The 25573-nt window shown below is 65.2% G+C and carries 24 protein-coding genes; all 24 read right to left on the minus strand.

Annotated features, from left to right (window positions below):
• Nucleotides 1–142: 142 nt before the first annotated feature.
• The 24 genes from W5W_RS0105675 to W5W_RS0105790 all read right to left on the minus strand — a co-directional run bounded on the left by W5W_RS0105675 (nucleotide 143) and on the right by W5W_RS0105790 (nucleotide 25079).
• Complete coding sequence (locus W5W_RS0105675) at nucleotides 143–1852, minus strand: OmpA family protein (protein ID WP_029574101.1); 1710 nt, start codon at nucleotides 1850–1852, stop codon at nucleotides 143–145.
• A gap of 206 nt (nucleotides 1853–2058) precedes the next feature.
• Nucleotides 2059–3762, minus strand: coding sequence for an OmpA family protein (locus W5W_RS0105680; RefSeq protein ID WP_008733189.1), 1704 nt, complete (start codon nucleotides 3760–3762; stop codon nucleotides 2059–2061).
• A 206-nt stretch (nucleotides 3763–3968) separates the two neighbouring features.
• Nucleotides 3969–5819 carry an OmpA family protein gene (locus W5W_RS0105685; RefSeq protein ID WP_017194698.1) on the minus strand — a complete coding sequence of 617 codons (1851 nt, stop codon included), beginning with the start codon at nucleotides 5817–5819 and terminating at the stop codon, nucleotides 3969–3971.
• 168 nt (nucleotides 5820–5987) lie between these two features.
• On the minus strand, nucleotides 5988–6536 hold the full coding sequence (locus W5W_RS0105690) for a hypothetical protein (RefSeq protein WP_008733216.1): 549 nt from the start codon (nucleotides 6534–6536) through the stop codon (nucleotides 5988–5990).
• Nucleotides 6533–7153, minus strand: a complete 621-nt coding sequence (locus W5W_RS0105695) for a hypothetical protein (protein WP_017194699.1) — start codon at nucleotides 7151–7153, stop codon at nucleotides 6533–6535. Before W5W_RS0105695 ends, W5W_RS0105690 begins: the two co-directional genes overlap by 4 nt.
• Complete coding sequence (locus W5W_RS0105700) at nucleotides 7150–7779, minus strand: hypothetical protein (RefSeq protein ID WP_017194700.1); 630 nt, start codon at nucleotides 7777–7779, stop codon at nucleotides 7150–7152. Before W5W_RS0105700 ends, W5W_RS0105695 begins: the two co-directional genes overlap by 4 nt.
• Before the next feature lie 51 nt (nucleotides 7780–7830).
• Nucleotides 7831–8769, minus strand: coding sequence for a hypothetical protein (locus tag W5W_RS0105705; protein WP_238533265.1), 939 nt, complete (start codon nucleotides 8767–8769; stop codon nucleotides 7831–7833).
• Between the two features lie 488 nt (nucleotides 8770–9257).
• Complete coding sequence (locus W5W_RS16390; RefSeq protein WP_017194702.1) at nucleotides 9258–10265, minus strand: hypothetical protein; 1008 nt, start codon at nucleotides 10263–10265, stop codon at nucleotides 9258–9260.
• A complete protein-coding gene (locus tag W5W_RS0105715; protein ID WP_017194703.1) occupies nucleotides 10265–10933 on the minus strand; it encodes a hypothetical protein in 669 nt (222 codons plus the stop codon). Before W5W_RS0105715 ends, W5W_RS16390 begins: the two co-directional genes overlap by 1 nt.
• An 88-nt stretch (nucleotides 10934–11021) precedes the next feature.
• A complete protein-coding gene (locus W5W_RS16085; RefSeq protein ID WP_154650254.1) occupies nucleotides 11022–12752 on the minus strand; it encodes a hypothetical protein in 1731 nt (576 codons plus the stop codon).
• A 51-nt stretch (nucleotides 12753–12803) separates the two neighbouring features.
• The gene (locus W5W_RS0105725) at nucleotides 12804–13412 is read right to left on the minus strand and encodes a hypothetical protein (protein WP_017194705.1); all 609 of its coding nucleotides are present in this window, start codon (nucleotides 13410–13412) and stop codon (nucleotides 12804–12806) included.
• Nucleotides 13413–13537: 125 nt separating this feature from the next.
• Entirely contained in the window at nucleotides 13538–14230 is a 693-nt protein-coding gene (locus W5W_RS15645) for a pilus assembly protein TadG-related protein (RefSeq protein WP_081486211.1), read from the minus strand.
• Nucleotides 14231–14346: 116 nt separating this feature from the next.
• Nucleotides 14347–14655: a hypothetical protein gene (locus tag W5W_RS14710; protein WP_034498376.1), complete on the minus strand. Its 309-nt coding sequence runs from the start codon at nucleotides 14653–14655 to the stop codon at nucleotides 14347–14349.
• Between the two features lie 30 nt (nucleotides 14656–14685).
• A complete protein-coding gene (locus tag W5W_RS0105740) occupies nucleotides 14686–15309 on the minus strand; it encodes a response regulator transcription factor (RefSeq protein ID WP_017194707.1) in 624 nt (207 codons plus the stop codon).
• On the minus strand, nucleotides 15306–16490 hold the full coding sequence (locus W5W_RS0105745; protein WP_017194708.1) for a sensor histidine kinase: 1185 nt from the start codon (nucleotides 16488–16490) through the stop codon (nucleotides 15306–15308). The genes W5W_RS0105740 and W5W_RS0105745 overlap by 4 nt, the downstream gene beginning before the upstream one ends.
• A 61-nt stretch (nucleotides 16491–16551) precedes the next feature.
• The gene (locus W5W_RS0105750) at nucleotides 16552–17460 is read right to left on the minus strand and encodes a type II secretion system F family protein (protein ID WP_017194709.1); all 909 of its coding nucleotides are present in this window, start codon (nucleotides 17458–17460) and stop codon (nucleotides 16552–16554) included.
• A gap of 1 nt (nucleotide 17461) precedes the next feature.
• Nucleotides 17462–18388: a type II secretion system F family protein gene (locus W5W_RS0105755; protein ID WP_008733234.1), complete on the minus strand. Its 927-nt coding sequence runs from the start codon at nucleotides 18386–18388 to the stop codon at nucleotides 17462–17464.
• Nucleotides 18385–19698: a TadA family conjugal transfer-associated ATPase gene (locus tag W5W_RS0105760; protein WP_017194710.1), complete on the minus strand. Its 1314-nt coding sequence runs from the start codon at nucleotides 19696–19698 to the stop codon at nucleotides 18385–18387. Before W5W_RS0105760 ends, W5W_RS0105755 begins: the two co-directional genes overlap by 4 nt.
• Before the next feature lies 1 nt (nucleotide 19699).
• Nucleotides 19700–20095: a hypothetical protein gene (locus W5W_RS0105765; RefSeq protein ID WP_017194711.1), complete on the minus strand. Its 396-nt coding sequence runs from the start codon at nucleotides 20093–20095 to the stop codon at nucleotides 19700–19702.
• Complete coding sequence (locus W5W_RS0105770) at nucleotides 20092–21690, minus strand: CpaE/TadZ family protein (protein ID WP_017194712.1); 1599 nt, start codon at nucleotides 21688–21690, stop codon at nucleotides 20092–20094. Before W5W_RS0105770 ends, W5W_RS0105765 begins: the two co-directional genes overlap by 4 nt.
• Nucleotides 21690–22412, minus strand: coding sequence for a Flp pilus assembly protein CpaB (gene cpaB, locus W5W_RS0105775; protein WP_029574104.1), 723 nt, complete (start codon nucleotides 22410–22412; stop codon nucleotides 21690–21692). Before cpaB ends, W5W_RS0105770 begins: the two co-directional genes overlap by 1 nt.
• Nucleotides 22412–23104: a hypothetical protein gene (locus tag W5W_RS16090; protein ID WP_154650255.1), complete on the minus strand. Its 693-nt coding sequence runs from the start codon at nucleotides 23102–23104 to the stop codon at nucleotides 22412–22414. The genes cpaB and W5W_RS16090 overlap by 1 nt, the downstream gene beginning before the upstream one ends.
• A 555-nt stretch (nucleotides 23105–23659) precedes the next feature.
• Entirely contained in the window at nucleotides 23660–24595 is a 936-nt protein-coding gene (locus W5W_RS14720) for a prepilin peptidase (RefSeq protein WP_017194715.1), read from the minus strand.
• Between the two features lie 13 nt (nucleotides 24596–24608).
• Nucleotides 24609–25079, minus strand: a complete 471-nt coding sequence (locus tag W5W_RS0105790; protein WP_017194716.1) for a DUF192 domain-containing protein — start codon at nucleotides 25077–25079, stop codon at nucleotides 24609–24611.
• Between the last annotated feature and the right edge of the window lie 494 nt (nucleotides 25080–25573).

A 25573-nucleotide genomic window follows, 5' to 3' on the forward strand; every position in this document is an offset into this window, starting at 1 on the left:
GCCACTGCCGCCAGTGCTGCGCCGAGATCGGTCGTACTCCGCGCCGAGATCGGTCGTACTCCGCATCGAGATCGGTTCACCAGCGCTAACGGATGAGGCTGCCGGTAATACTGGCAGTGCCGGTGACTCTCAGGCGGCGTTCTCAAGCAGTGATGACGGGGATGTCGGTGAGGCGGAAGACATATGAAAGGTTGTTCTTGTGTCCGGGGTGGTCGAGGGTGACGGTGTCCTGGCCGGTGTCGGGCCAGACGACGCACACGGTGGTGGTGGCGCCTTCTTTGAGGGGTTTGTAGGTGTAGAGCTCGGTCAGGGGGTGGTGCCAGGTGCTGTCTGGTGGGAGGTAGTCGGTGGGGTAGAGGCGCTGGCCGTCGGCCAGGAGGGTCAGGCCGTTGGCGATGCCGACGGCGCTCGCACCGCCGTTCTCGCCGCGGGAGCTGGCGAAGGCCTGTGCGGGGTCTTTGAGCCAGGTGGTTAGGGTGGCGTCGTCGGTGCCGCCGGGTCCGGTGGTGATGGTGAGCTGGGCGGTTAGGAGGCCGCCGTTGCGGGTGACGTGGTCGAGGGTGATGGTGATCTGGCCTTTGCCGTCTGGGCCGGGGACGGTGACGCCGTCGGGGCCGGTGCCGACGGGGCCTTGAGCTTCGGGCAGGCCGGTGTCCGAGGCCGGTGGGGCTGACGGCGTGGCGGTGCCGGTGGTTCCCGGCTGCTTGGCGGTGGTGCCGCTGGTGGGGGTGATGGTGATGACGACGCGTCTGTTGGCGGCGCGGGCTTCGTCGGTGGTGTCGTTGATGGCGGGTTCGGTTTCGCCTTTGCCGGTGGTGGTGATCTGCCATTTGGCGAGGGCGGCCAGCTGGCCCAGACGGTCCTTGACCGTGCCGGCCCTGTTCTCGGACAGGGTCTGGTTGTGGGCGTTGTCGGCGACGTCGTCGGTGTGTCCCACGATGTCGAGGTTTCCGCCGTCGGGGTACTGGGCGATCTGGTCGGCGACGGTCTGCAGCTGGGCATCAGCCGCTGCCGTGAGGTTGTAGGAGTCGGAATCGAAGGTGACATCGCTGGCCAGGGTGACCGTGACGTCCTTGTCGGTGGTGCGCGTACCGGTCGAGTCATCCAGAGCCCGGGTGTAGCGCTCCAGGGGCACCACGGCGGCCTTGTCACCGGGGCCACTATTGTCTTGGATGATCTTGTCGGCCTTGCCCAGGGCTTCGGAGCTGACCCCGACGTCGGCGGCGGCGTCGCGGTCGATGACACGCACGCGGACAAAACCGGTCTGCGGGACGAGCACGGTGACCTCGTCAAGGTCGACCGGTGTGAACACCACGGTGGAGGAGACCGTCTCACCGGGCTTGAGCTCAAGAGTTCCTCCGGACGCCGATCCGGCGGTCCACACCCGACCCGCGCCGGCAGTGTCGATCAACCGCACACCGCTGGCGCCACGAGCCGGAAGAGGTCTACCCAGAGAGGTGCTGGCGTAGACCGTGTTGTCACTGTCGTCCGAACCGCTCTCGGAGCTCTGGACATCGGCGACCGCCGCGTCGTCCGCTGCCCGGGTGAGTTCCAGGACCAGGGCCGTAGCCTCCTCACTGACACGCACCAAGGGCGATACCCTCACCGAGACGCGGTGCCCCAGCAGATGACCATCCAAGTCCTGCCACCCATCTGGTGCAGGCGAAGCCGCACCCGACGACCCAGCACCACCACCGCCCGAGACACCACCACCGCCCCCAGACCCGGCCCTGGACAGACGACACCCCGCCACCACCGGCACGCCCGCGGCGGTCAGGGCGGTCAAGGTCAGGAAGGAGCGTCGGCTGCTTTGCTTGGGATGGAGGGCCAGTGGTCGTGGTTTAGGGGACATGATGGGCCTCCTTTCAGCGAGGCTTGATGTTCATTGCGAATGATGTAAGCGGAACGCTCCGATCTCGGTTCTCAGCGCGGAACTGGACCGATCTCGAGCCGGAAGTGGACCGAACTCGAGCCGGAACCGGACCGATCTCGGTGCGGAATACGACCGATCTCGGCGATGAGGGGGCCAGCAGTGCCGGTGACTCTCAGGCGGCGTTCTCAAGCAGTGATGACGGGGATGTCGGTGAGGCGGAAGACATAGGAAAGGTTGTTCTTGTGCCCGGGGTGGTCGAGGGTGACGGTGTCTTGTCCGGTGTCGGGCCAGACGACGCACACGGTGGTGGTGGCGCCTTCTTTGAGGGCGCTGGTCAGCGTCTGCTCGGTGAGGGGCCTGTGGCGGTCTATGTCTGGTGGGAGGTAGTCGGCGGGGTAGACGCGTTGGCCGTCGGCCAGGAGGGTCAGTCCGCTGGAGGCGCCGATGGCTTCGATCCCCCCTGTTTCTCCTCGTGAGTTGGCCAGGAGGACGGAGCTGTCAGTGAGCCATGCGGATAAGAACGGGTTACCGGTGCCACCGGGGCCGGTGGTGACGGTGAGCTGGCCGAGTAGGAGGCCGCCGTTGCGGGTGACGTGGTCGAGGGTGACGGTGATCTGACCGCCGCCTCGGGTGTCGGGTCCGTTGAGGGTGACGCCGTCGGGGCCGGTGCCGACGGGGCCTTGTGCGTCGGGCAGGCCGGTGTCCGACGTCGGTGGGGCTGACGGCGTGGCGCTGTTCGGGGTCCCCGGTTGCGTGGTGGTGCCGCTTGTGGGGGTGATGGTGATGGCGACGCGGCGGTTGGCGGCGCGGGCTTCGTCGGTGGTGTCGTTGATGGCGGGTTCGGTTTCGCCTTTGCCGGTGGTGGTGATCTGCCATTTGGCGAGGTCGGCGAGTTCTGTCAGTCGTGTTTTGACGGCGGCGGCGCGGTCCTCGGAGAGCTTCTGGTTGTGGGCGTCGTCGGCGACGTCGTCGGTGTGGCCCACTATGTCGAGGTTTCCGCCGTCGGGATGCTGGGCCAGTTGCCCGGCCACGGTCTGCAGCTGGCCGTCGGCCTTGTCGGACAGATTGGCGGAGTCGGAGTCGAAGGTGACGTCGCTGGACAGGGTGACCGTCACGTTCTGGTCGGTGGTTCGCGTGTTGGTGGAGTCGTCCAGGGCCTCGGTGAAGGACTCAATGCGTACGGGGGCACTCCTACCGGAATCGGTGCTGAGCTTGCCCAGGGTCTTGTCCATGGCGGCCAGGTCGATGCCGATGGTGGTGGCCGTGTCCCGGTCGATCACGCCGAGGGGAACGAAACCGGTCTGGGGGATGAAAGCGGTGACCTGATCGATGTCGACCGGCCCGAAGGGAATGTAAACCGTGTCGGATTCGCCCGGGGCGAGTATGAGGTACTGCAGACTATCCAGCGTGGTAATCCATACTCGACCCTGGTCGGGGTCCAACAGCCGCACACTGCTGTTAACGGAGTCGGTCATATACGGGTTGACTGGCATCCGGCTGTCGCTATTCCAGTGCTGCTGCACATCCACCATGGCGGCGTCGTCGGCGGCCCGAGTGAACTCCAGGACCAGGGCCGTGGCCTCCTCACTGGTGCGGACCAGGGGAGAGACCCGGACAGATAATCGGTGCCCCACGATGCGGGCGTCCAGGGTCTGGAAATCGGTCGGAGCGGGAGACGCCGAAACCGAGGAAGTACTACCACCAGACCCAGACGACGCGCCGCCATCGGCCCCGACCTTGGACAAACGACACCCCGCCATCACCGGCACGCCCCCGGCACCCAGGGCCGTCAGGGCGGTCAGGGTGAGGAAGGAGCGTCGCCCGGGTGCCGCCGCCGGGTGAGGGGCTGGAGGCTGCGGCTTGGTGGGGTTGGCGGGGGTGGCGGACATGAGGGGCCTCCCTTCGGTGAGGTCTGATGGTTGTGCGGATGCAGTAAGAAACCGGACCGATCTCGGTGCGGAATACGACCGATCTCGAGCCGGAACTGGACCGATCTCGGTGCGGAATACGACCGATCTCGAGCCGGAACTGGACCGATCTCGGCGGTGAGGGGGTCGGCAGTGCCGGCGGGCCGCCGGCGGGCCGCAGGCGGCTCTCAAGCGGTGATGACGGGGATATCGCTGAGGCGGAAGGCGTAGCCGTCGTCGAAGCGCCCGCCGGGGTGGTCGAGGGTGACGGTATCCTGGCCGGTGTCGGGCCAGACGACGCAGATGGTGGTGGTGACGTTCTCCTTGAGGTCCTCGTAGGCGTAGAGCTCGGTGAGGGGCCTGTGCCAGTCGCCGCCGGGCAGGATGTAGTCGGCGGTGTAGACGCGCTGGCCGTCGGCCAGGAGGGTCAGGCCATTGGTGATGCCGACGGCGCTCACGCCGCCGCTCTCGCCGCGGGAGCTGGCGTGAACTTGTGCGGGGTCGTTCAACCATCCGGTCAGGGTGGTGTCGCCGGTGCCGCCCGGCCCGGTGGTGACGATGAGCTGGCCGAGCAGGAGGCCGCCGTTGCGGGTGATGTGGTCGAGGGTGACGGTGATCTGGCCGCCGTAGTCCTCCGGTCCTTTGACGGTGACGCCGTCCGGGCCGGTGCCGACCGGGCCCTTGGCCTCGGGCAGACCGGTGCCCGAGGTCGGTGGGGCTGAGGGCGTGGCGGTGCCGGTGGTTCCCGGCTGCTTGGCGGTGGTGCCGCTTGTGGGGGTGATGGTGATGACGACGCGGCGGTTGGCGGCGCGGGCCTCGTCGGTGGTGTCGTCGATGGCGGGCTCGGTCTCGCCCTTGCCGGTGACGGAATCCGGCCACGATCCCAGATCGGCGAGTTCGGCCAGCCGGTCGCGCACGGCCTGGGCCCGGTCCTCAGACAGCTTCTGGTTGTGGGCGTCGTCGGCGACGTCGTCGGTGTGCCCCACGATGTCGAGGCTGCCGCCGTCGGGATACTGAGCCAGTTGCTCGGCCACAATCTGCAGCTGGCCGTCGGCCTTGTCGGACAGTGCCGCGGAGTCGGAGTCGAAGGTGACGTCACTGGACAGGGTGACCGTGACGTCCTTGTCGCTGGTGCGCGTGCCGGCCGAGTTGTCCGGGGCCTGGGTGTAGCGCTCCAGGGGCGCGACGGCCGCGTCCTCACCGGGGCCGCCGTCCTGGATGATCTCGTCGGCCTCGTCCAGCGCCTGAGAACTGATCCCGGCTCCTGCCGCCTGGTCGCGGCCGATGACGCTCACCGTGGCGAAGCCGGACTGGGGCACGAAGACGATGACCTCGTCGATGTCGACCGGTCCGAACACGACCGTGGACGTGATCGTCTCGCCGCGCTTGAACTCCAGGGCCCCTCCGGATGCCGACCCCGCGGTCCACACCCGTCCCGCGCCGGCGGTGTCGATCAGACGCACGCCATCGGCACCACTGCCCCCAGCGGGCGCGCTCAGACTGGGAGTGGCATAGGCGGTGTCCGGATCAGTGCCCGAGTCAGCGCCCGGGTCGTCGGTGCTGTCCGGACTGCCCTGACCGTCCTGCGCGTCGTCGGAGGCGGGGGATTCCTCGGCGTCGTCTGTCGGCAGGCTGCCGGAGTCCTCAATGTCGGCAGGCGCAGCGTCGTCAGTCGCGCGGGTGATCTCCAGGACCAGGGCCGTGGCGGTGTCACTCGCGCGCACCAGGGGCGAGACCCGGATCGTGGCGTGATGCCCCAGCAGGTGGCCGTCGAGATCCTGCCATCCGGCCGTGCCGTTGTTCGTCGCCCCGGCCGAGGCGGCGGAGGTGGCGGAGGCGCCATCGGTGGGTGCTCCGTTCTCGCCCGAATCGGATGAGCGCCCGCAACCCGCTGCCAGTGACGCGCCCGCGGCGGTCAGGGCCGTCAGGGCGGTCAGGGTCAGGAAGGAGCGTCGCCCGGGCGCCGTCGAGCGAGGGACCGGAGGCCGGGGCGGTCGTGCCGGGGTTGTTAGGTTCAGGGGACGTGAGGTGCGGTGCATGGTGGTCTCCTCCCGGTGAGGTAGGGACTTCTGCGGCGGATGGACCGGAGGAACACCTCGACCGTAGCCGGTCGGCCCTGCGTTCTCGATGGGGACGGACCCATCAGTCCCCATCTGCTCCCCATCACTACCCGTGCACTCCCCGTGGAGCGCCGGCCGTTCAGACGATCAGGCGAGCTCGATCCAGCGGCCCGCGGTCTCGAGCTGCTGATCCGTGATCGACTCGCCTGAGAAGTCGATGAGTGAGATCCGTGAACCGTTGCTCACCGCCCAGGTCGCGCCGCGGTTCGCGTAAGGCCAGGAGGTCTGATAGTCCTGCCGGGCCACAACGGTACCGCCGTCGGTGATCGCTGTGCGGGCTCCGGGCAGGTAGCCGCGTGTGGAGGCGCGGGCGGCATTCATCGCCAGGTCGAGCGCCTGGTACGCATCCGCGGCGCTCACCGACTGGGCCGTCATGAGTACGGACGACTTGTCCGCAGGGTCCGTCCAGCGGGTGCTCCACAGGCTGGACTGGGGGACCGTCTTGTCCCAACCGGACGGGACGATGAGCCGCAGGCCGCCGTCCTGCGCCTTGTCCCAGCCGGGGACGGGGCCTGCGGATGAGCACGCGGTGAGTGATGCCAGCGACGCCAGCGATCCTGCCGACGCCGTCGAGGCCGCGACCAGCGTGACCAGGACTCCGGTGCGCCGTCGTATGCGTGTCTGCATGCGCGTCATGCCGCTCTCCTCGTCAGATTGAGCGTGTTCTCGATGCCGTTGCGCAGCCCGTCATCGATCGAGGTGCCGAGGAGGGTCATGACGCCCGTGCCGGCATCCGTGGCGATAATCCAGGTCCACCCGCACCAGGTGCTGTCCGGCCCCCAGTAGAAGGCGATGCGCTCGATCGCCGGGCCGTTGGAGTCCGCCTGCCAGGAGACGCGACCGATCTCCGCATAGTTCTCGATGAGGCCGGAATTGATCAGGTCGGTGGTCTGCCTGATGCCGTCGGCGGTGGTGACGGCATCGACCGTCGAGACCATGACCCGCTGGTCGAACTCATTGTCCGATTCGGCCAGATCGTAGGAGACGGCGTACAGGCCCCAGTCGGTGTGCGGCGTGGGACCGGTCATGGTCGTCGGGATGCTGAAGGAGATGCCGGAGAAGTTCACGGCGGTCCACTCCTGCGGGGATTCGTCCGGACCGGGGGAGGGGGCCGGGGGCTGGCTCACGTCGGCGACGGACTCCATGCCGTCGTTGGGTGCGGCCTCTTCCGACTTGCCACAGGCGGACAGGGTGCCCAGGGCAGCGATCCCGCCGGCGCCGGCACCGGCGGCCAGTAGCGTGCGGCGCCTCATGGGGCGCTCACCACGATCGAGTCGAGAATCGCTGTCATCTGAGCCGTGCTGTCGGCCCTCGTGGAGTCGGCGAAGACATAGACGCCGTAGCTGTATCCGTCCGCCCCGTCGACGATGATGCCAGTGCTGGCGACCTTCACCGGGGTGGCCTGGGCGTCCTGGGACCACGGCGGGACGGCGGAGGACGTCCAGCTGAGACGGGTGGCATTGCCGCCGCCCTCGACCGTGGCTGAATCCGCAGTAGCCTCCACGCCCTGCGACGTCAGGGCATCCTTCTCCGCGGCGAGCATGGCGCTGGCCGGCTTGGTGCCGCCGGAGTAGTACTCGACGTCGATCGTGACGGCGGTGGAGTCGTAGTAGGTCTGGGTCATGCCGTCGTCGTAGGTTGTCGCTGCCGCGGTAAGGGCGTCGGCGGGCACCTGAATCATGAGCCCCGGGGCCGGCTCAAGGGTCATATCCGTTGTCCCCGCAGCGTTGCTCCCGCCCGATGACGACACCGCCTGCGATGCGGTCACGTTGGTCGACGGCGCGGAGGCTTCGGCGCCGCCGCTGCCGGAGCAGGCGGCCTGGGCCAGGAGCGCCGCGATCAGGAAGGCGGACGCTGTCGCCCGCCGTGCTCGTGCCATCGTCCCTCCTCACGTGGGATCCGGGTGTTACAGGTGTTCATGGGCGGCCCGTCAGAGATCCTGGGTGGCCAGCTGCTTGCGATCCGCCGCCAGTCGGCTCGCGGTCCAGCTCTGGGCCAGGGCGTCCGCACCGCCGTGGTCCTTGAGCGCCGCCCCCTCCAGGATCTGCCGGGTAGTGGTGGCGTGGGCGGAGACGATGTCGGCGAAGCCCTGTCCGGGGCTCATGGCGGGCGATAGCGCCGTCAGAGGGGTGTCGAGGGTGCCCGATGCGAGGGCGGAGCGGCGCGCATAGGACGTGGCGATCTCCTGGTCGGCCTCGCTGAGCAGCGGCACCTCCAGGGTCGTGGTGACGATGCTGGTCACCGTCGCGCCCGGGGTGACCCCGGCGATGCCCTCCCTGGCGGTGCCCTCGGTTGCGTGGGTGAAGACGATGGTGTCCAGATCTCCACCGCTGTCGTAGCTGAAGGAGATGCTGCCGACGCAGGTGCGCTCGCCCTCGGCCGGTGCGGTCGTGCCGAATGAGCTCCAGGGATCCTCCTTGTCCTGCTGGACGGGCGGAACCTCGGCCTTGTAGGACAGCGTGTGCGAAACCGCACCGGTTCCGTTGGGCTCCGCGGTGGTGGCGCGCTGGTAGCCGGCTGTACCGCTGATCGTGAGCGCGGGTTCTGAGGCGCCGGCAGTCGCGGCGTCGGTTGGCGTGGTCTTCCCGGGACTGGTCTGGCCGGCAGAGGCGGCGGAATCGAAGGAGGGTAGTGAGAGGACGACGCGGGCTCCGGCCGACTCGACTGTGTGGTCGAGTGCGACGTGGCCCCGCCGCCGATTGGTGCGTAGGCGGCCGGTGCCGGCGTTATCCGCTGGAGTACTGCTCACCTGCCCGGCCGCGTCGCAGGTCCGTTGATTGGCGCATTGGCGGGTGGTGTCGGTGGCGAGCATGGCGGTGACCTGGGAGGTCACAGGGTTGTCTGCGACGGTTTCCTGGTCTGCTGCCATATAACCACTGGTGAGCTTCTGGGTTGTCGAGGTTGCCCGTGAGGAGTCCGCGGTTGCGGCTGTCGTGTCCGTGGCTGTGTTCGTCGTAGCCGCGCCTGCAGGAGGCGCCGTGCTGATGGGCGCACTCGCTGCCAGAGCGATGGCCAGTGCAGTGGCACGTGTGCTCGAGAGCTTTGAGTTCGGCGCACCAGTTTTCCCGGCATCGGCTCCCCCGGCTGCGAACCGTGCGAATAGCGGCGCCTGGAGGCGACGGTGCATGAGGGTGCATCCTTTCGACGGCGGCGGACGGCGGGTGGCGTCCAATGGTTCCGTTGGTTCCGTGTGATGGGACCACGATTCGCTGCCGAGCTTAAGGGCGCATGTGCTGAGCCGATACGGGGAGTGGGACCCGTGGAGCATGAACGGGTTCTTGACACCGGCCATTCGGGAGATCGATTATCCGGAGCGCCGGTTTCATCGATGTGCTATCGCTTTCTATGGCCGTGCAATCACACCGTGAGGGCGAGAGACTGCTCGATCGAGTCGCGTAAATCAGTATCGATGGGGCCCGTGCCCGAGTACTGCACAGCTGCGACATGGGAATCCTGGCGAAGCACCCATATGCAGCCTTCATCGGTATTGTTATCGCCGGCGCTGAAATCGGTTCGAATCGCTTCGGTGAGACCGGACAGGTGAAGGGAATTCTCCTGCTGCTTGGTGTAGTTGACCAGTGCACCGCCGGACGAGTCATTCTCAATTTGAGACATTGCGTCCGTGACGGTGCTCTGCGGCATGGTAGGTGCAAGAAAAAGCCTCTGCGCCATGATCTCATCCTCGACCAGCGCCCAGGTACTGACCCACCTCTCCGAGCCTTCCAGAGCGCCTGTATCAGTCCAGTCCTCGGGCAGAGCGCAACTGAGCCCCGAGACCTCAATGTACTGGCTGCCGTCGGTGCCGGGCGATACCGTTGCGGAACTTGTGATCGACGCAGTTGCGGAGGCGGTTCCAGTGAGCTCGATCCATGAGCCGACGGTGGTGAATTGCTCGTCCGTCACGGAGCTCCCGCTCAGATCGACGAGAGCAATAAGACCATTGGAACTGATCGCCCATGTGCTTCCGCGGCCCTCAACTGGCCACGTCGTCTGATAGTCCTGTCGGGCCAGAGTAGTAGTGCCGTCGGACCAAGCGGTGCATTCGCCGACCAGCCGGTATCCCCGGGTGACGGATCGCGCGGCGTCGGCCGATGTGTCGAGCGCTGTGTAGACGTCGTCCTCGTCGATCGAGCTGGTGGTCATGAGGACATTGGAATCGTCTTCGGGGTCGGTCCAGCACGTCGTCCATGCGCCGCTATCGGGAGTGGATTTCTCCCAGCCCTTCGGGATGGCGACCAGAAGATTGCCGTCGCCGTCCCGCTGCCAGTTCCCCGAGGGGGCCGCGGGTTTGTTCGACGAGCATGCCGCAACCGCGGAACTCACTGCGATGGTCGCCAGTGCGGCGAGGCCTGAACGGCGTTTCATCATTCCCCTCCATCCAGGGTCAGAGTGTCCTCAATGCTGTTGCGCAAACCATCGTCAGCGTTGACGCCTAAGGAGGTGACGACCCCGACTCCCGCAGAAGACGCGATCATCCAGGTATAGCCGGGGAAGTCGATATCGGGACCCCAGTAGAAGGCGATCCGCTCGATGGCGGTGGTGTCGTCCACGCTCCAGGAGATCGTATTGATCTCGCTGTAGTTCTCGATCAGCCCGCCATTCATGAGATTGACCGTCTGCCTGATCCCATTGGCGGTTGTGACCTCGGTGTCGATGCCTGTGACCAGAATCCTGTGGACCTTGGTGTCGTCCTCGAAACGGTCATACGCCATCTTGTAGATTCCCCAGTCATCATGCTGCGCGGGCTCCTCGAAGGCCGTCGGAAGACTGAAGGACTGCCCTTCATATGTCACGGTTGTCCAGTCGTCGGGAGCCTCGCTCTGCGGCGTTGTTCCAGCATAGGGCTGGGGGACATCATCGACCTTTGCGAGCCGGTCTCCCGGAGGCTGTGACGACGTGCCGTCGCATGCCGCAAGAGTCGTCAGGGCGGCCCCCGAGAATCCCGCCATGAGGAATCTCCGTCGCCTGGCGATGACGCCGTAGTCGGTCGACGGGGGGAAGGACGTACTGGTGCCCGCGCTGTTGTGGTGCACAAATCCTCCTTATCGGATGTTGTCATGAGGCCGACTCAGAGTGCTCACAGAGCCGCTTACGCCTACTCCTGCTTACTTCCACATCTACTTACTCCACATCCTCAAACGTGCGTTCTCCGTCCGGCCCGGGACGGCCCAGCTGCTGAGCCTTGATCGTGTCCTGCGAGCCATGAGTGGATTGCGTCTGATATCTGAGGACCCAAAAGTCCCAGCCCCCGTTCTTGGTGATCATCTCGCCCTCCTGCACGGTTCGAGTCGTTTGCCCCTGGCGATAAAGCAGGTTGTCGAAGCTGTCGCTCGATGGTTTCGATGGTTTGAAGGACGACTCCGTGACAAAGAGTGCACCATTTGTAAAGGATCGGGAGGCGTACTTCTCCGCGATTTTGCGATCCTCTTGACTCAATCCGGAAACGTCCAGTGTGGTTGTGATCGTCGTTGTCTTTGATTCGCTCTTTCCTCCTCTGCCTTCTTCCTGATGCTCCTTGACGTTGGTGAATGTAATGGTCTTGAGTTCGCCGTCATCATCGTAGGTCAGCTCGTAGCTGCCGTAATAGCTGCCGTTTGTGCTATTCTTTCCGTTATCTTCGCCGAAAGCCGAGCCTGCTAGCTCTGCATTAACCTCGCCCTTGTATGCGAATCTATTGGATGTTTCTGTCTTTCCGTCGGCATGTGTTTCGGTGCGGGTGTAGCCCACTTTTCCGGATGCGCTTGCACTGGCTTTAGCTTTGACTCTGCCGTAATTCAAGACTTTTTCCTTAGCGGCCTCCTTGGCGTCTTTCGGGTCGTATCGGCGCTCTTTTCCGCCTTTTTTATTGCCCTTTTTTGTATCTTCTGGATCCTTTACTCCGATCTCAGTGCTGACGGAAACTCCACCCTCGAGTTCTGCTTCGGCGGTCCATGAGGTGGACGTGCTATCGGGCTTCTGCTTGACCTCCGTATCGCCGCTGGTCGCTCTCCCCAGGCCCTGATCGTCGAGGTGCTCCTGAGCCACTTCGCGATTCCGCTTGTCGTGCTGGCGGCATGTGGGGTGGCCGGGGGTGTCGCACTTGTATGTCTTCGTTGTTGTGCGATTGATGGAGCCTTTTATTGAAGCCTGGATTTCGGCGTCGAAGGGCGCTCCTTTGCTGTCCGAGTCATCATCGCTGGATTTACCGGCTTCGTTCGCCTTTCTCTTTTTCCAGGCTTTATGCTTGCTGGTGCTGTAGTCGTAGGAGGCGCTCACCTCGGTCGTCTTGCTGTATTGACGGCTTCCGGAGCCGTCCATGTATCTCGTCTTCTTAATGGAGGCGTTGTCGCTTCCATCGACTTTTAAATCTCCGGGCCCGAGTTTAGGAATGGTTACGCCTGCAGATGTTGATTTGCTGGTCTCGCTGACGTACGAAGGGACAGCGGCGGGGTTGGCGGCGTAAGGGTTGCCGTTCAGGGGGCACTCGTACGATCCTCCGGCGACGGAATGGATATGCTGGGAGATCTTGCAGAGGACGGCTTGACCGATTTTGTCTCCGGATGTCACGGTGATTCCTCCCGCGACCACTAAGAGCAGGGCGACGACCACCAGGCCGATACCGGCATGCTCCGTGAGCGTCTGTCCCCGCTCTTGCCACAACGATTTCTTACGAGGGCTCATTGAGGTCTCCTTGCGCTTTACAGCAGGTGCTGCCAGTAGTGAACCTTGTCGGCGTTCGGCGTCGAAGGGGCGAGCGCCCCGGAAAGCGCCCTGCAGTGCGTAAGGCGTGAGCGAAGCCGGAGCTTCGCTCGCACTTGCGGCATATGAATGGCGCTGCCCGACCATGCCAACGGGGCGGTCGTGCAGCGCCATGAATTGAAGCTGGAATTGAAGATGAATTGAATTGATGATGAATTCTGTGCGTCAGGACTCGCTGACCGTCATGGAATCGAGAACTGCCTGCATGGCGTCGATGCTCTGCTGATTGTCCTTGGGTGCGCAGGCATAGACCCCGTAGGCGTAGCCCTCGGGGCCGTCCGCCAGTTTCGCCTGGCAGGACAGATCGATGGCGGGCGCCGTCGGGTCCCATGGGGGTGCGGCGTTCTGCTCCCAGGTGTATGTGTATGCGTCGGGGGAGCCCTCGACGGTAGTCGCCGTGGGGGTGATGGTGATGCCGTCTTCTGCGTAGGCGTTCTCGTCCAGTGATGCGATGCCGGATGCGGTCTGGGAGCTCTCCGTGTAGTACTCGACGTCGATGAGAGCCGGTGCGGACTCGTCCTGAACGTAGTAATCGACCCGCCACTTGTCATTCGAGCCCTTCCTGGGCTCCTCATCGGAGGTCAGATTGGTGGGGAGTGTCAGGGTGAGTCCGTATGCGGGCGTGAGACTGGCGGTCGTCTCGGTGGCCTGCGCGTCCGTGGAGGTGGCCGTTGCGCTGGGGTCGGCGCTTTCGCCGCCTTCGCCGCCGCACCCGGTGAGCAGTGCGAGAGTGAGAGCGGCGATGGGAAGTGTATGTGAAACAATGGTGCGCACGATATTTCCCCCAGTAGTTGCACGGTGAATACGAATATGACTATGGAATGAATGGTTTATGAGCCGTCGTGAACCATCGGGGCGCGGTGGTGAGAGCGCCTTTGAGAACCCGTATATGTTAATGGTCAGGACGTCAGCTTGGTAGTGACTTTCGCGTGCCTGCTCATGCCGGAGGGGCCCGTGAAAGGCGTGGGCGTTGAGGAGGGTGACGGAGAGGGTGAAGACGTTGGAGAGGGTTCGGGGCTCGGGGTCTCCTTGGGGCGTTCGGTGACGCAATTTCCATCGATCTTGAACCCGACTTTGCCTCCGCCGAGGCAGACGCCGTCCTTGAGGACGATCTCGGCGGTAGAGGTTGCTGTCATTTTCTCATCGGTTCCTTCAACGGTGGAATTGGTCTCCACGCTGACGGTCACGGTCTTCTGGGTGGCGTCGACGGAGTATGCTGTGACCGTGGCGCCATTGTGGGAGGCGTATGTGTCGGCAGCATTCTTGGCTTCCAGGCCCGCGTAGGATCCTAATCCTTTTCCGATGCCGCCCCACAAGCCGTCGGCGTTATCGGAGTCGACGGCGTCGTCGTACATCGACTCGATGGAGTCCGCCCACGCCCCGGCGGCGGCGAGCGCCGCGGCATCCGCCGCATTGCTGGCGTCTCTCCGATGAAGCGTGGTGTCTCCCAGGCTGAGCATGAGGAGCAGCGCCACCATGGCGAGAGCTCCGCAGGCGATGCAGAGATAGGGAAAGATGCTGCCGCGCTCATCATTCCTGATTCGGCGACGACGCGCGCCTTTCAATAGGCTCAGACGGTGGTTCATCCTCATTCAGTCCTGCGTGACGGAGGTGTTCATGAAAAGGTGATAGAAAAAGCGCAGTTAGGTGCACCCCGCTCTCGGGTGCACCTAACTGAGCTGGTTGCGTCAACCGCACGCGGGAAGACTCACTTTCCTGTCTTGATACTCTTGATGACCTCTGAGATCTTGCCTGTTATTGCTCCACCAATGCCTCCACCCTTATTGCTGGCTAATCCCGTGACGACGGCGGCGAGAATGGCGACGACGACCAGACCGATACCCGCGTATTCGACCATTGTCTGGCCGCGCTCGCTGTCGCGCAGGTCGGTCCATGCCTGCTGAATGCGGACCTGAAGACGGAGCAGGGAGTTGTTGTTCATCATGACCTCCATATAAGGGTTGAAGTCGGTGGACTGGTGATGTCCTTCTGACAGAATTAAAATTAGGTCGACCACCGCCCCAGGGTGCAGGGGCGGCTGCCCCGATCAACGCCCTTGGCTTCGCCCCAGCCAGGCGGACACCGCCTCGGCGCGGTTATGTACATCGATCTTGGGATAAGCTGCATTGAGATAGTTCTTGACAGTCCGTTCTGATAGAAACAACTGAGAAGCGATCTCCGCATTAGACAGGCCGCCGGCCGCGAGGTCGAGAATCTCCGCCTCGCGGTCAGTCAGATGCTCGCGCAGGGGATTGGGCCGATCGCCGCGAGAGGGATGAAGCATGACCTCGGCCGCTTCCCTGCCCAGAACCAGTCCGCCGTGCCGACACGTCTCAATAGCGCCGGCGACTTCATTGACGCCCAGCTGGCCGTGCACCAGGTACCCGCGCGCCCCGGCGTCGATCGCCCGGCGGATCAGTGCGGGATCCTTCAAGGAGGTGAGCATGATGACCGACATGCGGTCGACGAGTTCGGGAAGAACGTCCAGGCCACTGCGCCCGGGCATGGAGATGTCCAGCAGGACGATCTCCGGCGACTCGGCAGCGGCGATCTCGAGGGCTGCGAAGGCGTCCTCGGCCTCAACGACGTCCGTCACCGAATCCACGCGGGCCAGCACCGCTCGAAGGCCCGCACGCACGATGGCGTTGTCATCCACAACCATGATCTTCATGTCCGCACCTCCTGTGGCGCTGTCAGTGATGTCAGCGGAACGAGCAGTCGCGTCCGCAGCCCGACGCCGGGCTCCGGTTGCGACTCGATGCTCAGCTCGGCGTCGAGCGCTTCAGCGCGCTCGCGCATGCCGGTGAGGCCGTAATGGCCTTCGGGGCTGATGGGTTCGCTGCTCTTCGCATCCGTCAGCCCGACGCCGTCGTCGTTGATCTCGATGCGCAATCGATGCTCCTCCACCCCGATGGAGAAGCTCACGGCGCTCGCGCGGGCGTGCTTCTCTATGTTGGTGAGCGCCTCGCCGAGCACGCGCTGGAGCTGCCACATCGTCTCCGGCGAGCACGGCATACTCTGCGACGGCTCGGATTCGAGGCAGGCCGCGGCGATGCCGGTCCGAGCGCTCCAGCGGGCAACCTCTTCGCAAAGGGCTCCCGCGACGTCGTCCTCTCCGCTGATTCGCAGGCCGTCCAGGACCAGGCGCGCCTCGCGGCTGGCCTCGTCCGCCGACTCGAACAGGGTGCGACTGAGGGCGGCGTCCTTGTGCCGCTCCGAGCGGAGCGAGTCGTCCAGCGCCTCGGCCAGCATGCGGATGCCGTGGACGCTCTTCGCCAGTGAGTCGTGAAGATCCCGGGCGATTGCGAGGCGTTCGGTGAGCGCCCGTTCCTCGGCGCGGGCGGCCGCGGCCTCGGCGGTGAGCCTGCCGACCTCCTGGAGCTGAGTGAACAGCCGATTGCCGAGGAGCACGCCGGCTCCGATGCCGAGGGTCGAGATGAGTGACACCGCCGGAGAGAGCGGCATGTGACTGTGACTCAGTCTCGTCGTGACCAGGACGGTCAGGACGCCGATTGTCCATATAGCGGCCCATGCCGCGTTTGTGACGGTGCCCACCAGCAGTGCGGAGGTCAGAACGTATGCGAGCACGAGCTCCTCGGCGCCGTTGAAGGCGTCGGAGAGGGCGAAGACGAGCGTGCCGGTGACAATGAGGTCCGTGCAGGGGAAGAGCCATCCCCGGTTGATCACCGCCGGGGCCCGCCGTATGACGCGCAGCGGTATCCAGCTCATGCCCATCGCCACGAAGAGGGAGATGATCGATAAAGCTGAGGTGCCGGTCGTCATGAGGGCGAATTCGCAGGTGAGGAGGATACCCAGCCTCACGTCGCAGATGAGTCCCACGGCGCCGGACATGCTGCGGTCTCGTATCTCCCTTGCCAGGGGCGCCCGGGAGATTGTTGTCCGAGGTTCCATCTCAACCACCGAAAATGCGGGCGAAAACGTCGCGATTGGCGTAGAGCATGCCGCCTATCATGAGGACGATGGTGCCCGGCAGCATGGTCATCGTGGCGACGAAGGAGACCTTCGGCGAGGCCTTGGCGGCATCGCGCCGCACCTGCTCGGCGCGCTCGCGCCTGATCTCCTTGACGATCGCCTGGAGCGCCTCGCCGATCGGGGTCCCCAGCTCCTCGGACTGGAGGAGAGCCGTGACGAAGGTGTCGATGTTCTCCGAACGGCCCCGCTTTCGAACTGCGGTGAAGGCATCGCGCCGGGAGACCCCCAGGCGCATCTCATGGAGGGCCGTGATCATCTCCTCCGATACCGGTCCCTCGAAGTGCTCGCAGACGCGCTCCAGCGCGTTTCTGAAAGGCAGTCCCGAGCGGACGGTGACCGCGAGGATGTCGAGGAAATCCGGCAGGTCGCGGTTGAGCTTCTTCTGCCGGTTGCGGAGGGCCTGGGCGAGCCAAAGGTACATCCATCCTGAGAAGACGACGGCGACCACGATTCCGATCGTCCATCGGCCCAGCAGTGCGAATATGAGCAGCAGAATCGCACTGAGGATAACGAATCCCGCCTCGCGCTGAATGAACAGGTCGAGGTGCAGGCCTTCCGGGTTGCCCGCGCTTCTCAGACGCTGATCGAGCGCGCGCAGGCGCACCGGCCCGTAGAGGCGGCGAAGCGCTTGCTGCCCCCGCATCCCCAGAGTGTCGATGAGTTTGACGAAGACGCCCTCTTGCCGACGCTCCTCGATGTCAATCGCGGTGCCGACGGTGCTTCCGGTGCCGGTCAAGTGTTTGGTGCCGTCGTCGCGGATCATACGGATGCCGCCGGCGGCTGCGAGCACGAGGCATGCGGCCAGGAAAGCCGTGCTGAAGGCGACCACCTCACACCTCCACTCTCGAGACGAGCCGGATGAGCAGGGCGCCGAGGCCGAAGAAGACGAAGGCGATCAGAAGGATCAATCGGCCGATGAAGGAGGACGCCATGTCGTCCAGGACGCCGGGCTTCATGAGATTGAGAAGCACGACGCATCCCACGCCCATGACGGGGACGATGTAGCCGCTGACCGCCGATCCGAGGATCGCCGTGCGCACTTCGCGGTGCAGCTGCTTGCGATCCTCGAGTGCATAGGCGATCTCCTGCAGGGCTGTGACCAGGGTGCCGCCGGATCTGGACTGAATGATGATGGTGCGCACCAGAACGTCGAGTTCGCGTGAGGGCATCCGTTCTGACAGATCGGTCAGGGCGGATTCCAGCGCCCAGCCCAGCCCCAGTTGGGCGACCACCCGGTTCAGCTCTGTCTTCGCCGGCTCCGAGACCTCCACGGCCGCCAGGCCGAGGGCCCGTTCCACGGACATGCCCGCCGAGGTGCCGTTGGACAGGACTCTGGAGACGTCCGGGAGCTGGGCGATGAAGCGCTCAGTGCGCTGTGCGGCCCGACGCTGCATCCAGCGGGAGAACGCGAATGGCACGGCTGCTGCCAGAACCCCGCCGGCTATCCTCCCGATGAAAGGGCGCACTCCCAGGAACACCAGGACCACGAGTGCGGCAAGGGCCAGTTCGGTGATCGCCGGGTCCCAGTCGAGTCCGGCTCCGATGAGCCGTTGTCGAAGCCTGCGGGTCAGGGGCAATCGCTGCAGCTGTGCTAGAAGGACGGCTACAGGGCCGTGTCTGCGGGAGTCGTCCGAGACTCCCAGGCTCTGCGCGACCTGGGAGACGCGTCCGACACTGGCGCTGAGGGCGAGCACTGCTGCGGCACCTGTGGCGACGGTCGCCACGGTGCCGAGAATGATGACTCCGACGCCGTTCATGCCGCTGTCCCCGCCGCTGTGAGACCACGGGGCAGCGATTGCCCGTGCTGGAGCATCCGCTGCGCCATGGCTTCCGAGATGCCGCGGAACTCGAAACGGCCGGTGCCGCGTCGCGTCGCGTGGACGTAGTGCAGGAGCGGGGAGGTCGCGTAGTTCTCGCGACGCCGCGACGTGACCGACTCGATGCTGCTGACTCGTCGTATCCCCGCGGAATCCCTCTCCAATTGGACGATGACGTCGATGGCGCCGTTGATCTGGTCTCGCACGGTCTCCACAGGGAGCGCGACGTCGGACATGGAGGCGAGTGTTTCCAAGCGACTGAGCGCATCTACCGCGGAGTTCGCGTGCACGGTGGTGAGCGATCCCTCGTGGCCGGTGTTCATGGCCTGGAGCATGTCCAGGGTCTCGCCGCCGCGAACCTCGCCGACGATGATCCTGTCCGGGCGCATGCGCAGGGAGTTGCGGACCAGATCGCGGATGGCCACCTGGCCGCGTCCCTCGATGTTGGCCGGGCGCGCTTCCAGGCGCACCACATGGGGCTGCTGCAGAGAGAGCTCGGCGGCGTCCTCAATGGTGATGATGCGCTCGCGCCGCGGAATCATGCCGGACAGGGCGTTGAGGAAGGTGGTCTTGCCGGAGCCGGTTCCGCCCGAGATGAGGATGCTGAACTTCGCCGCCACCAGCGTTCCGAGAAGATCGGCCGCCTCTTGGGGCAGGCTGTGGCGCGCCACGAGATCCGTGAGCTGAAAGGGCTGAGGGAAACGACGGATCGTGATTGTCGGCCCGTCCAGGGCGAGTGGCGGGATGATGACATTGACGCGCTCGCCTCCGGGGAGGCGGGCGTCCACCATGGGGCTCGATTCGTCCACACGGCGATTGACCGAGGAGACGATGCGATCGATGAGCTGGTAGAGCTCGGCCTCGGAGGTGAAACGGGTGGGGACCCGCTCGATCCTTCCGGAGCGCTCGACGAAGACGTCTTCCGTGCCATTGACCATGATCTCGGTGACGGTGTGGTCCGCCACCAGCGGTTCGAGGACGCCGAGGCCGACGGCGTCATCGATGATCCGTTTGACGAGCCATGTCCTTTCCCGGGGGGACAGGACCGGCCCCTCCAGAGACAGGAGCCGGGAGAGTATCCGTTCCAACCGCGCTCGCTGCTGGGGAAGCTCGAGCCCGGCCACTTCATCCAGGTCGATCTCCTCCAGCAGGCGGACCCGGTACTGGGCGACGAGATCCTCTCTGCTGCCCGCCATGTGGCGCTTCTCCGCGGGTGAGGCCATTGAGGCCATGCGGTCTTTCAGTGCCATGTCAGTCCTCCGGGAAATAGGCGGTTCGTGTCACGGTGATGTGCTCGGTGGTGAATGCGGGCAGGCCGATCGGGACTCGTGCGGTCACCTGCACGCAGTGGTCGTTGCCGCAGTCGTCCGTGACCGACTGGAGTGTGACCCAGTCCGGTAGCGAGTTCTCCGCGGCGGCAGTAGCGGATCGACCGAGCATGGCGGCTCGGGCGCCGTCGCGGGCGGCTGCGCTGGTGGAGGTGACGGTGGAGACGGCCAGGAAACCCTGGAGGAGAAGGAGCAGGACGATGACCAGCGCCGGTATGAAGCCGACGAGCTCGATGTCGAGGACGCCGCGCTCGTCGTGGCGCAGCATGTGCAGGAGACGCCGCGGGGGCCGCGGAGGCCGTGAGAGCAGAGCGCTCATTGCTGCGCCTCCCACACGATCCCGGCCTCGGCGGAGGTGTGAAGCCTCATGGCGGAGGGCACTGGCAGGGTGACGGTGACCCTGTCGTCAGGGGTCCGGGTGATGGTCATGCCCGAGCCATAGGCGTCGGGAAGATGCTTGGCGACGTCCTGGTGAACCTCCTCTGTGCTCATACCGATGCCGTAGTCACGGGCCGCCTCCTCAGCGGCGTGATTGGCGAGCATGTAGGAGACTCCGTAGCCGAGGAGCTGCACGCACAGCAGGAGTGCCGCTGTGGCGAGGGCGAAGACCACGGGGAACTCCACCGTGACCTGCCCCTTCTCCGAGCGCCCGCGCCATCGTCTCGCCCGGCGTCGTTGTGGCTGCGGTTGTGGCGGCTGCGGCTGCGGCTGCGCCTCGCCCCTCGGCCCGGGTGCGATTGACCCTGCAGTACCAGTAGTACCAGTAGTACCAGTAGTACCAACGGTCTCGGCCAGGATCGTCTTGGCGATGTAGTGGGTGGCCTTGACCAGGGCCGGCAGCTTCGCCGTGAGCAGCGTGTTGGAGTTGACCGCCATCTCCATCTGCGACGTCAGATCTGGGACGGCGATGGCCAGAGGGATCGCTGCCATTCTCGCGGCCGTCTTGGGCTGGATCTCCCGCTTGCGACCACTGCGATTCACGATGAGACTCATGGGGCGTCCGCGGGCGATGTCGAGGCGGTTGAGAGCCTCCGTCAATCGGCGCACGGAGCGCACAGCCGGCGTATCGGGGGTGGTCACCACGAGTACGCGGTCGGCGGAGTCCAGCGCCATCGCCAGGACGTCGTCCAGCCTGCTGCCGCAGTCCAGCACCACATGGTCGAACTGGTACCGCAGCATGGAGATGATCTGGCGAGTGGCGACCTCTGTCATCGCCTCGCCCATCTCGCCGTGATCCGGAGCGGGCAGCAAGGCGATTCCACCCGGCAACGGATACATGACCTCTGAGATCTCCCTGGCGCTGGCCTCGACGGCGATGTCCACCAGGTCCGTGATCGAGCGCCGCACGGACAGGCCTGTCATGGCGGCGATGTCTCCTCCGCGCACGTCGAGGTCGACCAAGCAGGTGCGGGCGTGCTGGGCCAGCTGCGCCGCGGTCATCAGCGCCACGGTCGAGGCGCCGACGCCTCCCTTGGCTCCGACGACGGCGGTCACGCTGCCGAGCCGACGAGAGCTGAGATCGGTGTGCGCGCTCGCCTCATTCTGGACCGCCTGCGACCATGCCAGCACTGGTTGGAGACGAGTGCTCAGCTCCTCCAGGGACAGAGGAAGAGTGAGTACCGTGCGCGCTCCCGCATCCATGGCGGCGGTGAGAACCTCGGCGGTCCGACTGCGGCTGAGCAGGACCACCGGGATGAGCGGATAGGAACGGGCGATGTCCTGCACGACTGCCAGTGCGGAGATGTCTGAGAGCCCCTCGTCGATGAGGACGCAGGAGACATCGCCCGTGCCGAGGGACTCTCGCAGGCGCTCGAAGGAATCGGTGGCCATGACCTCGCCGAAGCCCTCGGCCTCGGCGATGGCCGCGATCACCTGAATCCGGATCTGCTCGTCTTTCGTCAGTAGGTACTGCATCACTGATTACCTCCAGTGGCGTCGGGGGAGTCCGTCGTCGTCGAGTACTCGGGGCTGTTTACGGAGCTGTCATCGCCGTCGCGGCGCAGCAGGAGGCGCACCTTCTTGGAGAAGCTCTCGGCGTAGGCGAGCTTGAGCGATTCGTCCGGGGTGAGAGCGAAAGTCACCGGCACGGCCTCCGACTTGGTGAAGTCGCCGGAGGCGCTCTCGTCCTCCACCTGGGTGGCCACCCCGACGTCGGTGATGAGCGCGTTCTGGATGATGACCTGAGCCGTCTGCTGCTTGTCGTTGGGATCCTGCAGGGTGGAGACGACGTCGACGCGCGAGCCGGACGTGATCTTGCCGGCCACCCCGGTCTCGGCGTCGACCATGATCGTCACCTCGCGGTAGCCCTCCGTCAGCTGCGGCGGGTCCTGAAGCATGCTGGTCTGGATGACGGCCCCCTTGCGGTAGGAGGAGGCGGTCACCTTGCCCTGAAACTCGGAGAGGTCGTGGACCGCGTCCTTCGGGGCCCAGCGCTCGGGCACCTCCGTGGCGGTGACGTCTGCGGCGGTGATCTCCTGAAGTTCAACCACGTTCTTCGAAAGCTCCAGCACAGTGGTCTTGGGGCCGACCTGTGAGGAGACGGATTGGACATAGTTGAGCACGGCCAAGAAAGTGACAATGGCCCCAAGAATTGTGACGAGGATGAGCAGAATCCCTCGCCGTTGACGCGGATTCATCAGGTCTCCTTTGCTGGGATGGGGGCGAAGGCGGGCGACGTTGATGCAGAGGCTGATGCGCAGGGGGTTGGAGAAGCGGGCGGAGTCGTCCATGCCTTTGCCGGCGATCGTCGGGACACCGGCACAAGCGGTTCGCGGCGGACTCCTAGCCGCTGGAGGCGCGCGGTGACCTGGTCGTTGTCCTCGTCGGCCGTCCAAGCGGTTGGACGGGCCTGTGTCAAGGCGGTCCGCGTCGTGGCGTTGATCCTGCTGCCACACTCGCGCTCCCGGTTCAGACCCGGGTCGAACCGTGGCCCCGGCACCACGCCCTGCCCATGCCGCTCGAAAAAGGGGCCGGGCTGGGCGAGGCGACTCACGGATGCGAGTACGACGCGGGTGCGCAGTGCGTCGAATACTGCGAATACCGCGAACATCGCGAATACCGCGAGTACCTCTGTATCTTGGCTGAGCACTCGCAGGTTGAAGCGGTTCGGACGGTGGACCAGTGCTCGGAACCGGGTGTTGACCTCGTTGAGAGGCGCTATTCCCAGCGCGTTTCTGTTCATAGTCGAGAGGGACAGGTGGGCGTCGCGCTCGTCCTTGCCGTTGCAGCATAGGGCGAGAGTCGGCTCCAGGTTCTCGAGCACATCAGTGGCCCGGAACGTGTCCCGGTCGCCGGCGGCATTGGCGGGAGGCCGGGGCCCGGTGATCACAAGCATTCGGAGGGGACTTTCTGTATCGTCGCTGACGCGCTGGGTGCGCGGCATCGATGGCGCCAAGAAATGGGATTCTAATGACGTCGGTGGAGTGAGCGCGGACGATGATCGTGGCGGCGACGATATTGCCAGGGAGTAGTTAAACAATATGAGTCACAGCATGTAGTGACAAGCGATTGCGATATACCGCGTACTCACATGGTCGTGTCGATTTCGGCTGTATTTTCGCCATGGACCTCCAAGTGTTCGAAGTGAAAGAAGATCGGTGATCTAGTTGCGCTCTGCGGTGAACGGATGGGGCAACTAAATTTATATCGAACACTATGAGGAGCGCTTTTTCGGCGCCATGGGTAAGGCTCCCCGTGATGCCTTCGAGTTCAATTCAAGATGTGGGCTGAGCTCTGAGCTCCTATTGGCGTGCAGGCGGTTGTGAATAGGCGTCAGAGGTGTACCCGTTAAAGGTGGAGAACTGGCCGATTTAAGGGGTTCTGAGGATTTGAATAGGGTTCAGATATCGTGGCGAATAGGCTCTATCAGGGTGTTTGTGCCGTCCTATGAGACGACAGCCAGGGGCCAGCCCATCAGGGCGCCCGCAATGAGGTACGGACCGTATGCGATGGAGCTCTTCCGACCGGCTCGGCGGGTGAGGAGCATGAGGATTGCGGCGAGCCCGCCGAGAATAATTCCCGTGCATAGACTTGCAACAAGTATTGGTGCTCCGTGCCAGCCCAGCCAGAGGCCGATGAGTGCGCCGAGTTTGACGTCGCCCAGCCCCAGGCCGGATCCGATGAAGGCGAGCAGTAGGCCGATCGCTCCAACCGCGAGTGCGCACAGCACCGCTCGGAATGCGTCCCGAATACTCCCGGGATTCACGAGGACGGCCACGGCGCCGCAGGCCGCCAGCCAGATCGCCGTCGTCCCCAGCAGCCGGTTGGGCAGGAGGTGCGAGACGGCGTCGACGCTGGCGGCGCTGCCCAGCATGGCGTAGACGGGTACGGCGACGAGCGTTGCACCCAAGGCGTTCACCGTCATCCCCCACCACACGCAGAAACCGCAGAGCGCAAGCGCGAGCAGGCTCTGCGGGATGACGGCCAGGAGAGCGGGGCGTCGTAACGTCGGGTATGTCGGGTATGTCGATTGCGTGGCCGGGGACGGCCTCTGGTCCTGGCCGCGTCGTGTCTGTCGTGTCCGGGTGCCTACAGCGATGGCGCGGGAGGTTCCAGCGTCGATAATGCTGGCAGTACCGGCAGTGACGTCATCGGCCTCGGCCTCTGAGGTGTACGAGGCGCTGATGATGTCGTCGCCGGCGTGCGCCTGGTCGTCCTCGCGGCCGGCATCGTCACTGGTGTCGCTATCGACGCTGTCGTCGTTGTAGTCCCTGAGCGGCTGGCGGACGTAACGCCGTGTCCACGCCGAGACGGGGCCGGCCACGAGCGCCACCGAGCATGCGGCCACGGCTGCCAGAGCCCAGGGGTGGAACAACGACATTGGGGGACACCTCTCAGACGGTCGTATTCATGGCGCGGTCGTCGGAGTCGACGGCATTGGCATCATCGGCTGCCTGGTCAGGGTTGCAAGCAGGTGCGGTGGTCGGGGTTGAAAGTGCGGACAGGGTGCTACCCGGGCGGATGCCCAGCCGAGCGGCTTCGCCCCGAGCCATCTCGAGCACGGCGGCGGCGCGCAGGTTCGGCATCCCGATGCGACCGGGGCGCAGGGGTTTCACGGCCGCGACCTTGTCGCGGCGGGTCAGGTAGACGACGTCGATCGTGTGCCGCATGCCCAGGCAGTGCACCCAGTTGCAGCGAGTGATCCACAGGGCGCCGTCGATGCCGTCGGTGCCGAGCAGCCCCTTGTTGCGCTCCCGGCGGGTGCGAGCGGTCCACAGCGGCAGGCCGGTGTCCCTCCCGTCGACGGCGAGGCGGGGGAGCGCCTCGACTGGCGTCGTCGACCAGATTGGCGTCGTGACAGTCATATTTGGATGGTAAGGACAAGGGTGCGGGGCGGGGCAGGGGCGATCGCCCTCTCGTCGTGGGGCGCTGGGGCATGGGGGGGGGCATGGGGAGCCGGGCAGCCGTCCATCGCCGAGATCGGTCGAGTTCCGCGTCGAGATCGGTCCGCTTCCGCGTCGAGATCGGTCGTACTCCGCATCGAGATCGGTCGCAACCCGCACCGAGATCGGTCCAGAGAGACGAATCCGGCCTCACCAAGGGCGCGCGTGATCAAACGCACCGCTTCTCGAGGCCGGGCTCGGTTGCGCCGAGGTCCCCGCGAACCTGTATGGTGTGGTCCGCCAAAGACCGCAGGTCTCCCACTCCGGTGGGGCCAAGTCCGACGTCGCAGAGTCGCCGGAGCCCGCGCAGGTGAGAAGCGAGTCCGCTCCAGTGCTCCGTGTACAGAAGTGCGCCCCGTGCCCACCGGCACGGGGCTTTTTCGATGAGGGCGCCGGATGCCTGCGGCAGACCACGG

Origin of the sequence: Actinomyces massiliensis 4401292, assembly GCF_000269805.1 — a bacterium.
Taxonomy (GTDB): Bacteria; Actinomycetota; Actinomycetes; order Actinomycetales; family Actinomycetaceae; genus Actinomyces; species Actinomyces massiliensis.

Excerpts from the sequence above, each read along its gene's own strand:
- W5W_RS0105705 (WP_238533265.1), bottom strand. The coding sequence starts at position 8,769 with ATGGCAGCAGACCAGGAAACCGTCGCAGACAACCCTGTGACCTCCCAG.
- W5W_RS0105790 (WP_017194716.1), bottom strand. The coding sequence starts at position 25,079 with ATGACTGTCACGACGCCAATCTGGTCGACGACGCCAGTCGAGGCGCTC.
- W5W_RS0105695 (WP_017194699.1), bottom strand. The coding sequence starts at position 7,153 with ATGAGGCGCCGCACGCTACTGGCCGCCGGTGCCGGCGCCGGCGGGATC.
- W5W_RS0105680 (WP_008733189.1), bottom strand. The coding sequence starts at position 3,762 with ATGTCCGCCACCCCCGCCAACCCCACCAAGCCGCAGCCTCCAGCCCCT.
- W5W_RS0105755 (WP_008733234.1), bottom strand. The coding sequence starts at position 18,388 with ATGAACGGCGTCGGAGTCATCATTCTCGGCACCGTGGCGACCGTCGCC.
- W5W_RS14720 (WP_017194715.1), bottom strand. The coding sequence starts at position 24,595 with ATGTCGTTGTTCCACCCCTGGGCTCTGGCAGCCGTGGCCGCATGCTCG.
- W5W_RS0105770 (WP_017194712.1), bottom strand. The coding sequence starts at position 21,690 with ATGCAGTACCTACTGACGAAAGACGAGCAGATCCGGATTCAGGTGATC.
- W5W_RS0105745 (WP_017194708.1), bottom strand. The coding sequence starts at position 16,490 with ATGTCCGGCGCCGTGGGACTCATCTGCGACGTGAGGCTGGGTATCCTC.
- W5W_RS0105675 (WP_029574101.1), bottom strand. The coding sequence starts at position 1,852 with ATGTCCCCTAAACCACGACCACTGGCCCTCCATCCCAAGCAAAGCAGC.
- W5W_RS16390 (WP_017194702.1), bottom strand. The coding sequence starts at position 10,265 with ATGAAACGCCGTTCAGGCCTCGCCGCACTGGCGACCATCGCAGTGAGT.
- W5W_RS0105740 (WP_017194707.1), bottom strand. The coding sequence starts at position 15,309 with ATGAAGATCATGGTTGTGGATGACAACGCCATCGTGCGTGCGGGCCTT.
- W5W_RS0105685 (WP_017194698.1), bottom strand. The coding sequence starts at position 5,819 with ATGCACCGCACCTCACGTCCCCTGAACCTAACAACCCCGGCACGACCG.
- W5W_RS0105700 (WP_017194700.1), bottom strand. The coding sequence starts at position 7,779 with ATGGCACGAGCACGGCGGGCGACAGCGTCCGCCTTCCTGATCGCGGCG.
- W5W_RS16085 (WP_154650254.1), bottom strand. The coding sequence starts at position 12,752 with ATGGCGCTGCACGACCGCCCCGTTGGCATGGTCGGGCAGCGCCATTCA.
- W5W_RS15645 (WP_081486211.1), bottom strand. The coding sequence starts at position 14,230 with ATGAGGATGAACCACCGTCTGAGCCTATTGAAAGGCGCGCGTCGTCGC.
- W5W_RS0105765 (WP_017194711.1), bottom strand. The coding sequence starts at position 20,095 with ATGAGCGCTCTGCTCTCACGGCCTCCGCGGCCCCCGCGGCGTCTCCTG.
- W5W_RS0105690 (WP_008733216.1), bottom strand. The coding sequence starts at position 6,536 with ATGACGCGCATGCAGACACGCATACGACGGCGCACCGGAGTCCTGGTC.
- cpaB (WP_029574104.1), bottom strand. The coding sequence starts at position 22,412 with ATGAATCCGCGTCAACGGCGAGGGATTCTGCTCATCCTCGTCACAATT.
- W5W_RS0105760 (WP_017194710.1), bottom strand. The coding sequence starts at position 19,698 with ATGGCACTGAAAGACCGCATGGCCTCAATGGCCTCACCCGCGGAGAAG.